The organism is Flavobacterium sp. RSSB_23 (genome assembly GCF_051547145.1).
Taxonomy (GTDB): Bacteria; Bacteroidota; Bacteroidia; order Flavobacteriales; family Flavobacteriaceae; genus Flavobacterium.
The window spans coordinates 240,857-254,863 of record NZ_JBPTTO010000001.1 but is presented as its reverse complement, the minus strand read 5'-3'; the positions used below and the strand labels follow the sequence as shown (position 1 = coordinate 254,863).

Annotated in this window: 13 protein-coding genes; 4 read left to right on the top strand and 9 right to left on the bottom strand. The window is 35.3% G+C overall.

From position 1 onward, the window contains the following. Positions 1 to 48: 48 nt before the first annotated feature. A complete protein-coding gene (locus ACSVH9_RS01220) occupies positions 49 to 3,063 on the bottom strand; it encodes a tetratricopeptide repeat protein (RefSeq protein ID WP_438062114.1) in 3,015 nt (1,004 codons plus the stop codon). A gap of 406 nt (positions 3,064 to 3,469) precedes the next feature. On the opposite strand from ACSVH9_RS01220, the gene ACSVH9_RS01215 reads away from it, so the two are divergent. After that, complete coding sequence (locus ACSVH9_RS01215; RefSeq protein WP_300978402.1) at positions 3,470 to 4,153, top strand: cell division ATP-binding protein FtsE; 684 nt, start codon at positions 3,470 to 3,472, stop codon at positions 4,151 to 4,153. Beyond that, positions 4,153 to 5,049 carry a glycosyltransferase family 2 protein gene (locus ACSVH9_RS01210; RefSeq protein WP_438062113.1) on the top strand — a complete coding sequence of 299 codons (897 nt, stop codon included), beginning with the start codon at positions 4,153 to 4,155 and terminating at the stop codon, positions 5,047 to 5,049. Before ACSVH9_RS01215 ends, ACSVH9_RS01210 begins: the two co-directional genes overlap by 1 nt. Here ACSVH9_RS01210 and ACSVH9_RS01205 read toward each other — a convergent pair. Genes ACSVH9_RS01205 through ACSVH9_RS01195 form a run of 3 tightly spaced genes read right to left on the bottom strand, consistent with a single transcriptional unit; the run spans position 5,036 to position 7,364 of the window. Further along, positions 5,036 to 6,139 carry a glycosyltransferase family 4 protein gene (locus ACSVH9_RS01205; protein ID WP_438062112.1) on the bottom strand — a complete coding sequence of 368 codons (1,104 nt, stop codon included), beginning with the start codon at positions 6,137 to 6,139 and terminating at the stop codon, positions 5,036 to 5,038. The two genes, ACSVH9_RS01210 and ACSVH9_RS01205, sit on opposite strands and share 14 nt — an antisense overlap. Continuing rightward, positions 6,136 to 6,543: a sugar 3,4-ketoisomerase gene (locus ACSVH9_RS01200; RefSeq protein ID WP_438062111.1), complete on the bottom strand. Its 408-nt coding sequence runs from the start codon at positions 6,541 to 6,543 to the stop codon at positions 6,136 to 6,138. Before ACSVH9_RS01200 ends, ACSVH9_RS01205 begins: the two co-directional genes overlap by 4 nt. Next, complete coding sequence (locus ACSVH9_RS01195) at positions 6,540 to 7,364, bottom strand: glycosyltransferase family 2 protein (RefSeq protein WP_438062110.1); 825 nt, start codon at positions 7,362 to 7,364, stop codon at positions 6,540 to 6,542. Before ACSVH9_RS01195 ends, ACSVH9_RS01200 begins: the two co-directional genes overlap by 4 nt. Positions 7,365 to 7,408: 44 nt before the next feature. Between ACSVH9_RS01195 and ACSVH9_RS01190 the strand changes: the two genes are divergently transcribed. Next, positions 7,409 to 8,548: a glycosyltransferase family protein gene (locus tag ACSVH9_RS01190; RefSeq protein WP_438062109.1), complete on the top strand. Its 1,140-nt coding sequence runs from the start codon at positions 7,409 to 7,411 to the stop codon at positions 8,546 to 8,548. Here the strand turns inward: ACSVH9_RS01190 and ACSVH9_RS01185 are convergent. The 5 genes from ACSVH9_RS01185 to ACSVH9_RS01165 are packed head-to-tail and all read right to left on the bottom strand — an operon-like array spanning position 8,545 to position 13,052. Then, positions 8,545 to 9,759 (bottom strand): O-antigen translocase, encoded by a 1,215-nt coding sequence (locus tag ACSVH9_RS01185; protein WP_438062108.1) that lies wholly within the window; start codon positions 9,757 to 9,759, stop codon positions 8,545 to 8,547. The two genes, ACSVH9_RS01190 and ACSVH9_RS01185, sit on opposite strands and share 4 nt — an antisense overlap. A 53-nt stretch (positions 9,760 to 9,812) precedes the next feature. Further along, positions 9,813 to 10,385 carry an acyltransferase gene (locus ACSVH9_RS01180; protein WP_438062107.1) on the bottom strand — a complete coding sequence of 191 codons (573 nt, stop codon included), beginning with the start codon at positions 10,383 to 10,385 and terminating at the stop codon, positions 9,813 to 9,815. Continuing rightward, complete coding sequence (locus ACSVH9_RS01175; RefSeq protein ID WP_438062106.1) at positions 10,385 to 11,494, bottom strand: DegT/DnrJ/EryC1/StrS family aminotransferase; 1,110 nt, start codon at positions 11,492 to 11,494, stop codon at positions 10,385 to 10,387. The genes ACSVH9_RS01180 and ACSVH9_RS01175 overlap by 1 nt, the downstream gene beginning before the upstream one ends. Next, complete coding sequence (locus ACSVH9_RS01170; RefSeq protein ID WP_438062105.1) at positions 11,491 to 12,441, bottom strand: FemAB family protein; 951 nt, start codon at positions 12,439 to 12,441, stop codon at positions 11,491 to 11,493. Before ACSVH9_RS01170 ends, ACSVH9_RS01175 begins: the two co-directional genes overlap by 4 nt. A gap of 2 nt (positions 12,442 to 12,443) precedes the next feature. Then, complete coding sequence (locus tag ACSVH9_RS01165) at positions 12,444 to 13,052, bottom strand: trimeric intracellular cation channel family protein (RefSeq protein WP_438062104.1); 609 nt, start codon at positions 13,050 to 13,052, stop codon at positions 12,444 to 12,446. A 157-nt stretch (positions 13,053 to 13,209) separates the two neighbouring features. Between ACSVH9_RS01165 and ACSVH9_RS01160 the strand changes: the two genes are divergently transcribed. After that, the gene (locus ACSVH9_RS01160; RefSeq protein ID WP_438062103.1) at positions 13,210 to 13,995 is read left to right on the top strand and encodes a TrmH family RNA methyltransferase; all 786 of its coding nucleotides are present in this window, start codon (positions 13,210 to 13,212) and stop codon (positions 13,993 to 13,995) included. Positions 13,996 to 14,007 lie beyond the last annotated feature (12 nt).

Below are 14,007 nucleotides of genomic sequence, written 5' to 3'. Positions count from 1 at the left end.
TTTTTCAACTAATAAAAGTGATAGAAAACAAATGCTTTTTGATTGCCTTTATTTTGAAATAGAAGAGTTCGTTTTAGCTTCCTCTTTTTTTATGGTATCCAATGCTGTTTGTGCTTCAGCAACCACATCTTTATAATCAGTGAAATTTTTGATGACACTTTCTAATATATAAGTCGCTTGAAAACTGTCTTTCAAACCATAAAAATTATTAGCCATAACGACCAATCCTTTGGCTCCCAAATAACGATAGCTAGAATAATTTTTGGCTAATTTTTGAACCGCTTCATTTGAAGCTTCAAATTTCCCTTCTTTATTTTTAAAATAAGCATCATAATAAATTGCTTCAGCGGCTAATTCCCCTTTAGCAATAGGCAATAATCTCGCATAAGCTTCTTTTGCTTTTGTTTCGTTTCCAGCTTGAATAGCGCTTCGTGCAATAATTATTTGCGCATCGCTTTTCACCATTTCTTCAATCTTGGCTTCGGCTAAAACTTTTTCTGCATAAATAACTGCTTTGGGGTATTCTTTCGTTTCATAATACAATTTCATCAAATTAGACAAAGCAAAAAACCTATTTTGTGCAATATCAGATTCTGTTTCTAAACGCAACAATACTGGAATAGCATAATCGGCTCTTTTGTCCTTTAGATGAATTTGAGCCAAGCGAACCAACGATTGCTCTGTGTACTCGGAACGTGCTTGTTGTACTACAAAATCAAAATGAGGGATAGATTTCCCTACAGCACCTTCATCATAATACGCTTGCGCCAACTGATAATTAGCTTTCAAAGCGTGAACGCCATTAGGGAAAGAGGTCACATATGCATTTAGCCCAGCTATCGCTTGCTTCGTATTGCCTTGCTGCAATTGTTTTTCGGCGGCTTCATAACTGTCATTATCTAATTCTACATCAGTTACCGATACAAATGACAACGTACGTACCCAAGTCGCATATTCATTTACTTTCCCGCTATCTACATAAATCAAACGAGCCGAAGCAACTGCTTCGAGTGCCTCTGGTGTTTTGGGAAAATCGGTTGCAATTTTTTTGAACTTGGTTAACGCCAAATCATCTTTATCATCATTATAATACACTAAACCTTGTCGCAGCAATGCTTTGGATGTAAAGGTTCCATCTGGAAATTCGGTTATTAACTGGTTATAAGTAGTTATAGCTAATTCGTCTTTTTTGTCAGCTACGTAAGTATTTCCCAATTCGAATAGCACATCATCTCTGTAAACAGATTGTTTGTAACGCTCCAAGAAAGCTTTTAACTCTATTATTTTCTTGTCATTCTTTCCTAAAAAACCATATGCCAATGCCTTTTGAAGATAGGCATAATCTGCATCTACACTTTTTAGCTCAATGGCTTTTACATAATTATCAATGGCTGGCCAATATTTTGACCCCACAAATCTACAATCTGCCAAACGCAAGTAAGCGTCTGCCAAACGAGCTTTATCTTCTGTATTAGTATCGATTTGTTTTTGAAAATAACTCGCTGCCGATTCATAGTCTTTTAATTTAAAACAAGAATAGCCCAAATTATAATTGCTGTTTTTAAACTCCACCGTAGTTGGCGCACTAGGCAAAACAACAAATTGTTTAAAACCTGCCAAAGCCGATTTAAAATCTTCTAAGATAAAATCCGATTCGGCTTTCCAGAAAGTAGCTCTTGCGGTGATATTTGCGTCTTTTGACTCATTTATTGCACGATTAAATAATTTGTTAGCAGTTGCATAATCGACAGCAGTAAAAGACTCTAGTCCACTATAAAACAACACTTTTTGATAAGCCAATTTATTCTCAGCCGTTTTATTTCTTTCTAACAAAACCAATGCTTCTTTATAATTCTTAGAGGAGATATAAGAATCTATCAACAAACGCTCTACCTCAGCAACATTAGGATTACGAGGGTATTTATCTAAAAAAGCCAACAAAATAGAAGGCACACTTTCGTAAGAATTTCCAATTTCATAACTCAACTTAGCATAATTAAGTGTGGCATCTTCCTGAAGCTCGGTATTAAAATCCATTTCAGAAGCATTCTTAAACGCATTCAATGCCTGCGTTTTTTGTCCTAAATCCAAATACGATTCTCCCAAATGATAATACGCATTTTGAGCCACAAAATCTTTCCCGTCAATGATTTTATTAAACTGTGCAATGGCATTTTCATATTGCTTCTGCTGGTAATATGCGTAACCCAATTGGTAAAAATCGGTATTATTCCATTTGCCTTTTTTCCCTTTGTATTCGGACAAATAAGGAATCGCTTTCTCGTAATTTTTTAAATTAAAATAACTCTCTCCAATAATTTTATTCAATTCAGACAACTCCATTTCATTCGATTGTGCCATTGCTTTCACCCCTAAATCAATCGCTTTTTGGAAATTGCCCAACTTAAAATTCATATCCGCCTGAAAATACGACAACTTCTCTTTGTATTTTTCTTCGCCCGAAACCTCGTCAAAATACTTAGTCGCCGCTTTGTAATCATCACCTTCATACGCCATAAACCCTAGATAATACTTAGCCTGAGCACCGTATTCTGCCGAGTTCAAAACCATATTCAAGTATTTTGTAGCTTCTTTTTTCTTTCTCGTGGTGTAATAGCTATACCCTTTTTGAAAATTAAAACGCTCCAATTCTTGTTTTGTAAGTTCGTCAGCTTCCACTTTATCAAACCAATACAAAGCTTTTGGGTAATTATTTTGTTCAAAATAGTAATGTGCAGCTTCAACATAAGCCTGATTGCGCTTAGAGCTAGTAGGATATTTTTTTACGAACAATGCCACCAAATCCTCAGCATTATTGGCGTTTGTTCTGATAGCACAATTTGCAATGTAGTACGCACAATCCCCTTTGATATCCTCATTAGAAACATTCTGCTGTACTTTTTCAAAAACAAGTTGAGCGCTAGCATATTGCTTATTCGTATACAAATCCATTGCTGTATCAAAACGCTGCAAATCGTGAGTATAAACAGTAGATTTTTGTGCAAAAACACCAGAAAAACAAAGTAAAAAAGGTAGAATTAGGAGCCAATAAAAGGTACGCATTGTGCTATTTTTTTGATGATTCAAATATATCATATTTATCGTATTACAAACGAGAAGAAACAACATTTTATTATCTCACTCCAATCGAGAATCGTAATTAGGAACAGAAAAAAAAGGCTTTTTTGTATACATCGTCCTGCTATACACTATATCTTTTGTTTCGCTATCGCTTCACAAAAGGATGCCGTTTCTATCAGGGTTAAAAGCCAACATTAGCGCTTTTTTGGAAGCATTAAAATTCTACTTAAACTTCCCCAAATTACTTTACAAAACAAACTAAAGCCTCTCGCTATTAGCATTACACAGAGAAGCAACAATCAAACTGATGATTTTAGCTCATTAGCTTCGAATTTATTTTGAATACAAAGGCTAACTTCTTACTTTTACGCAATAAATCACTTCAATCATGTCACAAACCGTATTAGCTTTAAACAACGTAACCATTTATCAAGAAGGAAGAACCATTTTATCCGATGTTAATTTAGAAGTAAAACATGGTGAATTCATCTACTTAATAGGAAAAACAGGTTCAGGAAAAAGTAGTTTACTCAAAACCTTATACGGTGACTTACCTTTAACAGAAGGTACTGGACATATTGTAGATTACAATTTAGAAACCTTAACCGAAGAAGAAATTCCTTTTTTAAGAAGAAGAATCGGAATCGTTTTTCAAGACTTCAAACTCTTACCAGACCGTTCCATAAATGACAACATGTTGTTTGTACTCAAAGCTACAGGCTGGACAGATTTGAACGATATGAATAACAAAATCGAAGAAGTGCTTACCAAAGTTGGCATGCAAGATTTTGGCAACAAAATGCCACACCAACTTTCTGGAGGAGAACAACAAAGAGTTGCTATTGCTAGAGCTTTGCTTAACGACCCAGAATTCATTCTTGCTGATGAACCTACTGGAAACTTAGACCCACAAACCAGTGCTGAAGTACTTGAGGTACTAAAAACCATCAATGCGCTTGGCAAAACCATCATCATGGCCACTCACGATTACGCTTTGTTAATGAAGTATCCTTCAAAAACCTTAAAATGTGAGGACACCAAAATTTTTGAGGTAGTTCAGCGCACGGTATAATGCTTTCTGTTCTTATTCCGGTATACAATTATGCTGTATTTCCATTAGTTTTGGAAGTACACAAACAATGCGTTGCAGCCGGAATTCAATTCGAAATCCTTTGCCAAGACGATTGTTCTACATCACATATAGAAGAAAATCTTGCTATCGAGCAGCTACCCTATTGCACTTTTTCTAAAAACAAAGTCAATTTAGGTAGAGGAAACAATCGAAACCTACTGATTCAAAAAGCACAGTTTGACTGGTTACTGCTTTTGGATTGTGACACCTTTCCTAGAGATTCTTTTTTTATCAAAAACTACCTTTCGTTTATACAAAAACCGATGTCATCTTTGGTTTTTGGAGGCATTATATATCATCCCAAAAAGCCTCACAACTCACAATTGTTACGCTGGGTGTATGGCCAAAAAAGAGAAGCACTTCCTTGCAACATCAGAAATAAAAAACCTAATAGCAGCGCTTTAACTTCTAATTTATTAATCAAAAAAGAAATCGCTACACAGTTTCCGTTTCCAGAATCTCTAAAAGAATATGGATATGAAGATTTTTGTTTTCTCACCAATTTAGCTTTACACAACATTACAGTATTCCATCTTGACAACCCTACTTTTCATCTTAATATAGAAACTTCAACAGCATTTTTAGCCAAAACAGAAATGGCGCAAAAAAACTTGTTGTTTTTAGTCCGCCATCAAATCATCGATACCAAAGAAAGCAAGATTGCTCGCGTATTTTTATTAGTGGAAAAATTAAAATTAGCGGGGCTGCTCAGTTGGTTGTTTCAAAAAACGAAAAAGAAAGTCAGCCAAAATTTGTGTTCAAAAAAACCATCTTTACTCCTTTTCGATTGGTACAAATTGGGTTATTTATGTCACTTGCAAACTAACGCTGTATAATCAAACTATCGAACAAGGCCTTCCATTGATTCATAATAGTATCTAGCTCATAGTTAGCTATGCTTTTTTGAGCATTTTCACCCATAGTTTTTCTCATTTTTTCATCCTGAAAAAGCAAAAGCAATCGCTCAACAAATGCATCAACATTCCCATCCTCAACCAAAAAGCCATTTACACCATCAGTGATAATTGACCTTGGACCTACTGGACAATCGTAAGCCACACAAGGCAAACCAGAAGCCATAGCCTCAAGCAGCACCAAACCCAATCCTTCATAACGCGAAGTCATCACAAACACAGCACTATCTAAATAAACCGTCTCAACAGCCACAACAGGTGGATAAAACGTAACGCTATTTTCAATACCTAATGTCTGAGCCAACGGAAGCAATTGGGTTTCGGGATTCAAAACGCCATAAATACAAAGTTCCCATTCGGGTTGACGCTTAGCCACTTGCTGCCATATCACCAGCAAACGGTCCAATCCTTTTTCATAAGCATTTCTGGCAATTGCCACTACGCGTTTAGAACTGACTTGCTTTTTTTCTGCAGTTCTAATTACTAAGGGATTGGAAATAATTGTACAATTTGATGCAGGCCACTCTTTGGCGCTTTCAGCATTCAAAACAACGAAAGCATCAAATCGTTTGGCTGCCCATTCTTTAAACCAAAGGGTGCAATTGTATTTCATTTTGCTCAAAAAGGAAATAGAAAACGGCGCTTCTTTTTGGTATTTCGACCCGTGACATTCGAATACAATGGGTACTTTTTTGTTTAAAAGAAATGGAACCAAATAGGCTTTCAATCCATTGTCTGCAACAACAATGCAGTCGGGTTGTAAAGAAAGTGCTACTTCCTTAAGTTGCTTTTTATATTGAAAAATAGCCTTCAACGATTGCCCTTTTCGCTCAATATCATGCCAAACAATAGTAGGATGAAAATCAAAAAAAGGATTTTTATGGCCTTCATTTTGGGTAACTACGTGGATTTCATAACCCCATTTTTCAATAAAATAATGCGTTTTAAGAGCAAGTATTTTGGCCACACCTCCCGCATTATTGACAGACGGAATCAGATAAAGCAATTTCATTGTTTGGAAGCCAAAAATTGTGGATATTCTCGAATATAATCCGATTCTTCAAAAACATCCGATGCCAAAACCAAACAAACAGAACCCGAAGAAAAATTTTGCAACTCTCTCCAAATCCCTGTCGGAATCAGTAATCCAACCGAAGGTTTATTGAGTAAAATTGTTTTTTTATCCAAGCCATCATCCAACACCACTTCAAAACTCCCGCTTAAAGCAATCAAAACTTCTTGCTGAACAATATGCGAATGTCCTCCTCTAAATGCTGAACTTGGCACATCAAAAAGGTAATAAACTCGCTTAAAATCGAAAGTTAGGATATCATTTTGAATAAATCCTAAATTCCCACGGGTGTCTTCTACCACTGGAATTGCAATCGTTTTTAGGTCTTTAAGAGTAGTTTTCATTGGGTAAGTTCTAAATATTTTTTGCGCCCATTAAACGCAAATTGAATGGCTTTGGGTGTTTCTTTTAGCCTTATTTTTTGCTGTTTTACATCATAAAACATTTTTTGCAAAACGCGAAAAATCCAATTTTTCATACCAACACGTTTCAAAAAAGCGCCTTGAATGTAATATCGTTGTAAAAAATCTACTTTATCAGTAGTGGTTTGGGTTTTATGGGCAGCAATTACTTTGGGTACAAATGAAATTTGCTGTTGCTGACGATACAAATCCATCAAAAAAATGGCTTCTTCACCCATTTCAAAGGTTGTTCCCAATCCAAAATGAGCATCAAATTCAGTTCCTGAGACATCCAAAATGGCTTTATTTATCGTTATTTCAATAGACATCACAGAAAACAAAGTCAATGGTTTTAAAAACTTTTGACTCTTTTTTGGGTATTTTTTAAACAACTTCCTATTTTCGTTTTCAATCTGAAAACTAATCACTGCTGCATCAGGAAACAGTTCATAAGCAGCGACAATTGTTTCTATAAAATCAGGTGCAAATACTTCATCGTCATCTACCAAAATTAAAATTTCTCCTCGGGAATTTTTCAATCCCAAATTTCTACTTTTAGACAGCCCTATTTCAAAGGAATTAATGACTTTGACAGTAGGAAAATCGGAGGTCAAAATAGCATTTTCATCGGTTTGATTGACGATTAAAATTGAAAAATCAGCAAAATGCGCAAAAGGAAACATCGGAATCAAAAAATCCAACGAATCCCTATTCATCGTTGCAATTATAATTTCAACAACCTCTTTTGTATAGCGAATATTCAATTTGTTCTTACATTTACACAAATATAGAAAAATAGGGTTTGTAAATGAAAATACTTTTGATTGGTGAATACAGCAGGTTGCACAATTCTTTAAAAGAAGGCTTGGTGGCATTGGGTCATGAAGTCGTACTTGTAGCCTCGGGTGATGCTTTCAAAAACTTCCCTTCTGATTATTCGTTTCGAGCCAAAATCACCAATTGTAATTGGTTTTTTAAGAAAATAAGAAACCTTATTTACAGTGTAACTCGAATTGAAATGGAGCAGATAGAACATGCGATTCGTTTTTACTTTTTACTTCCAAAACTTAATAAATTTGACCATGTGCAACTCATCAATTCAGATGCATTAGCCACTTTTCCTTGGGTTTCGAGATTTCTATATCGCAAGTTATTTCAAAATGTAAAAAACCGAAGTTTAGTAGTTTGCGGAGACGAAACGCCAATTATTGATTATTTGCTAAAAAAAGAATTGCCCTATTCTATTTTGACTCCTTTTTTTGAAGATGCTACACTCAAAAATCATTTTTATTACCCTCTAAAATACACCAAACCTCAGTACCGAAAAACCTTCGAATGGTTAGCACAAAATTGTCAATCGATGACGACTTCCGATATGGATTATAAAATTCCGATGGAACGTATGGGATTCAATGCCCCCTTGATTCCTAATCCAGTCAATTGTGAAAAGATTCCTTTTGAAGCCATAAGCAATCTTGAACCCATCGTGATTTTCTTAGGTATTAATCGAGGGAGTTACATTAAAAAAGGAATACCTTATTTTGAAAAAGCATTGGCCGAAATTGAGAAAAAATACGGTAACAAAGTTCGTATCTCTATTTGCGAAAACCAACCCTATGAAATCTACATCAGCCTGTACAATAAAGCACATATCGTGCTGGACCAAATCTATGCTATGGACCAAGGGTATAACGCTTTGGAAGCTATGGCAAAAGGAAAAGTAGTTTTTACGGGCGCTAGCGAGGCGTTTATCAATTATTATGGTTTAAATGAAAGTGTAGCAATTCACACAATACCAGATAAAGATTACCTTGTGAACCAATTATCCCATTTAATCGAAAACCCAAGCAAACTAAAGGAAATGGGAGAACGAGCAAGAGCATTCATAGAAAAAGAACATCATTATACAAAAATCGCAGAACAATATCTTGCGGCTTGGAAACTTTAACTCTTCGGTAAAAAGAGTTTTCTAAACACTAACAAAATCAATACAAAACCTAAGGCGCTAGCGTAGCAATACGCTTGAATCGCTCCTTCATATCCCCGAGTTTTTATCCAATACAGTGATATTAGTAAATAGCTCAGGTTAAAAGTTATTTCAAGAAAAAAATAAACTTTGAGTCGTGCTTTGACCAAAATTTGGTAGCCAAAAGCTAAAGTTAGTATTTTAAAAAAATCGCCTAAAAATTGCCAAATCAATACCGATTGTAACTTCAAAAATTCAGGGGTAAATACCCACTTCAAAATCCATTCTTTGGTAAAAAACAAAACCAACAACATTACTAAAAACAAAGGAACAAAAGACGAAAAGTACACCTTTACTTCGTGTTTAAAAGCGTCCTCGGTTGACAATGACGCTAATTTTGGCATATAATACAATGATAATCCCGAAGTAAAAAAAAGCATATAAAAACTAGATAATTTGGTGGTGGCTTCCCAAAAACCAGCTTCTGCTAAAGAATAATTTGCAGTAATTGCATTCCGTATCAAAAGCAGTGTCAACGGAGCAATAATGGCCGTAAGTAAAGCCATTGCAGAAAACTTTTGAATGGCCGTCGCGTATTCTTTTTTAATAAAAAACCGAAAATGAAATTGAAAAAGGCGTTTGTCTTTTATTACAAAAACTAAAGTAGCAAGAACCATCAATAATTCACTTAAAGCAATCGCCCATACCGCACCACTAATGGAATGAAAATAAATCAAGCTTATGGTAACCAAAAAAACCAAAACAGAAGAAACCAATTGCACCAAAACAATAGTTTTGAACTGTTCCAAACCATTATAAATGGCTAACCAAAACGTATTAAGCAAGACCAAAGGCAAAGACAAACCTACTATTCGGATTGGAGTAGTCCATTGGCTGGAATGAAACAAAAGCTGTCCGATAGTCTCCGCAAAACAGAAAACCCCAATGGCTAATAAAGAAGAAATAATAAAAAAAACGGATAGAAAAGTAGCATACAATTCCGAAAGTGCTTTTTTATTTTCTTTGTTCTCAGCTACTAATTTTACCAAAGAAGTACTAATACCAAGCGTTGCAACAGACTTTAGCATCGCACCCAGATTTCTGAAATTGCCCAATATGGCCATTCCAGAAGGTCCTAAAAAAACCGCAACCACCTTGTTCGAGATAAATCCCAATACAAAAGTAGTTCCCATTGAGAAGGAATTTAGAGTTAACACTCTGAGTAGCGTATTTTCTTTTAGTAATTTCAATGTGGCAACATTCTTATTATACGAGCAGGATTACCCGCAACAATTGCATTTTTTGGCACATTCCGAGTCACTACAGTTCCATTTCCTACCACTGCATTTTCTCCAACAGTTACTCCTTTAAGGATTGTTACATTAGAACCAATAAAAACATTATTTTCTATAACAACAGAATGCCCAACTGGAGATTCGTTTCGTTTATCAAAAGCCAATTGATGTCCATCATTGTCCATAATAGAACAATTGACTCCAATTAGCACCTCATTACCAATGGTTACTTTTGCGTAAGCAACAACCGAAAAAGCATTATTTATGGCAACATTTGAGCCGATTACAATCTCTGATTCTCTGTATCTGGCTTCTAAGTAGGTGTAATGAGAATAAAAATTGGGTGAAGAAAAAACACCAATTTGCACATTTTTCCCAAATGAAATCTGTCCTTCTCCTTTTAGCAATAAAGGATGATGTTTTACTGGGCTTCCTGAAACTCTCTTACAATCCGATAACAATTTGTACTTAATGATGCGTAAGTTCACAAAACAAAATACTTTTATTTTAGAAAAAATACTCATTAATATTGGTTTAATGCATTGATAATAGCACTAACTTCTTCATCCTCTAGAGCTGGATGTAGCGGAATACTCAAAACCTCCTCGTGTATCTTCTCAGTGATGGGAAACGAGAGTGCATTCATTTGCTCCAAAGCCTTTTGCTTGTGTGGTGGAATCGGATAATGAATCGCAGTTTCGATGCCGTGTTGTTGTAAATAGACTTGTAATTCAGCCCTTCTTGAAGTTCGAATCACAAATAGATGAAAAACATGATTCTTTGAAAAATCCCAAAATGGCAAGATGATTTTATCGTTTTTTATTTCGGTCAAATAGCGTTTGGCAATACTTCTTCGCTTATCATTATCTGTATCTAAATTAGATAATTTCAGGTTCAAAAAAGCAGCTTGAATTTCATCCAATCTTGAATTAACACCGATAAACTCGTTTTGATATTTTGTTTCGGAACCATAATTACGAAGGGATTGTATCACTTTCGCCAATTGAGCATCATTGGTAACAACCGCTCCTCCATCGCCCAAAGCTCCTAAATTTTTACTCGGATAAAAACTGTAGGCAACAGCCCATAGTTCGGTTTTGGAATTTGGAATTTCAAAATTGGAATTTCTTTCAATCCCGTGAGCCTGAGCCGCATCTTCCACAACAATCAAACTATGTTCTGTGGCGATAGCATTAATTCGTTCCATTTCAGCCAATTGACCATACAAATGAACCGCCAAAATAGCTTTGGTCTTTGGCGTTATTTTTTCTGGAATCAAATCAGGGTTAATATTGTAGGTTTCTAATTTGGGTTCGACCAAAACAGGAACCAAATCAGCAGCTAGAATAGCTAAAATACTTGCAATATAAGTATTGGCTGGCACAATAACCTCATCCCCTTTTTGCAATTTACCTAATTGGATATAGCCTTTAAAAATCAAAATTAAAGCATCCAAACCATTGCCCACACTCACACAATATTGGGCTTTACAATAGGTCGCAAAATTATTCTCGAAGGTTTCGACTTCTTTACCTAAAATATACCAACCACGCTCCAAAACCAATTTCAATGTGTCTTGAAATGCCGTTTCATATCGCTCGTTTATTTTTTTTAAGTCTAAAAATCGTATCATTTTAAGGTGATTTTATAAAAATCCTGACTCCATACCGTGCAACCCAATTCTTCTTTTTGCTGTAATAAGCCGCTATGAAATCCTTTTTCGCCAGAGTCATTTACAATTCCCATATCAAAAAAAAGTTTACCTCTTTTTTGAAAAATATCTAGTAAAGAAATGAATAAAAAATCCAAGGCGCGGTATTTTTCACCTTTTTTGGAAGTGGCACCGTACTGCGATTTTACTCCGTTTTCAAATTCAAAAATGGTGATTCCTGCGACAATTTTATCCTCTAAATAAGCTGAAAATTGTTTGATATTTTTGGGAAAACTTTCGTGAAGCAATTGAATTTCTGCTAAGCTATGAACTGGTTTTGCATCGTATTTTTCTACTAATCTTGGCTCTAGAATTTTTTCCCAAAAAGGCTGAAAATTAGTTTCTTCTACTACTCTCAATCCTAATACTTCTGTCCGTCTAAAATGCTTTAATTTACTTTTAGAAATTGGAATCTCTTGAGGCAAATGTGCGACCATATTCATTTCTTTTCGGTACAATTGCGCTCCTTTTTTCATCAAAAAAAAGTCAATTGCTGCATTGCCTTGTCCTAAATAAAACGTTGGAATTGGATGTAAATAAAAATGTTCTATCCGCTTGCTCTTGAAAAAATCAAACAACAAATCCAGAATCGTTTCTATCTTTTCTATTTTTAATTTGGAAGCATACACCAATCCGCCGTATGTCAATCCTTGATGTGAATATACCTTGTTATCTACTCTATTGGCGGGTAAGACTGCGACCAATTTAACTTTATCAAATACTAACAATGAAAAGTCGTCAAATCTCTCTTTATGGTACTCCATAAAATCCCTATGAAACAAAAATGTAGCATTTTTAGCGGCACTCACAAAGGTGTTCCAAAGCTCATAATCGCTTTCTTGATAAGGCCTTACACTATAATTTTTCACTTTTATTTCAATTTTAAATCCAATGTAGGCAACGACCAATTGAATTTGACCACCAACAATCGAACAATGATAATTACCAAAGATGTTACTAACTGAATTAATTCATCTGGAAAGTTGCCTCTTTTTAGCATAAAAAAAACAATACCTCCCAAAATACAAATCGTAGCGTAAATCTCTTTTCTGAAAATAACTGGAATTTCATTACACAAAATATCTCGAATGACCCCACCAAAACAAGCCGTCATTGTTCCCAAAGCGGTACAAATAATAGGATGCAAACCAATGCTAATTCCTTTTTCTAGACCAATAAGCGTAAAGACTCCCAAACCAATAGTATCAAAAAGGAACAATGATTTACGCAACTTATCGAATCTTTTTCTGAAAAGAATCGCCAAAATATAGCCAATGAAAATTACATAAACATAATTGAGATTGAGCATCCAACCCACGGGAGTTCTACCAATAAGAACATCTCTCAGCGTTCCTCCACCTACTGCCGTGACAAAGGCAATAATCAATATCCCAAAAGGGTCCAATCTTTTGTTCATTGCCGTAAGTGCTCCCGATAAAGCAAAAGCCATAGTCCCAATAATATCTAGTAAATAAAACACGCTTCTTTTATTTGTTAATCACTTAAACAATCTTGTTTCTTTTTGAAGAAAACAAAATTAAAGAAATACTTATTAAATAAATGCAGTATTCTTTAAATATGCCAATTCAAGTTTAATCTAAGTAATACTCTATGTATATTTGTCATTAAAAAAAAGCTTGAAACAAATTACTTCCATACAGAATCCGTATATCAAATCCTTGGTTTTATTGCAAGAAAAAGCCAAAGCTCGCAAGCAAACGGGCACTTTCTTGATTGAAGGGCAAAGAGAAATTAGCATTGCCATAAAAGGCGGATACGAAATTGAAACCTTATTGTTTGTTCCCGAAATTTGTTCAGAAAACCAAACCAAACAATTGGCTCCAAATGCTGAACTAATAGAAATTACTTCAGCCGTTTATGAAAAACTAGCTTACAGAGATTCAACTGAAGGTGTCTTGGCTGTAGCCAAAACCAAATCGACTTTATTATCGGATTTGAAGCTTTCGAAAAACCCTTTGATTTTGGTAGCAGAAGCTCCAGAAAAACCAGGCAATATTGGCGCATTATTACGAACGGCAGATGCTGCTAATTTGGACGCCGTAATCATTGCCAATCCGAAAAGTGATTTGTACAACCCTAATATCGTTCGTTCGAGCGTCGGTTGTTTGTTTACCAACCAAATCGCCACAGGCAGTACCGCTGAAATTATTGCCTTTTTGAAAGAAAGAAATATTAGTTTTTATTGCGCTACTTTACAAAACTCCAATAGCTATCATCTTGAAAATTACACCACTCCAACAGCTTTGGTAGTGGGAACAGAAGCTACAGGATTGACACAAGAATGGCGTGATGCAGCTACACAAAACATCATTATCCCGATGCAAGGTGAAATTGATTCTATGAACGTTTCGGTTGCAGCGGCTATTTTGATTTTCGAGGCCAAACGACAAAGAGGATTTTAAAAAAAATATTGA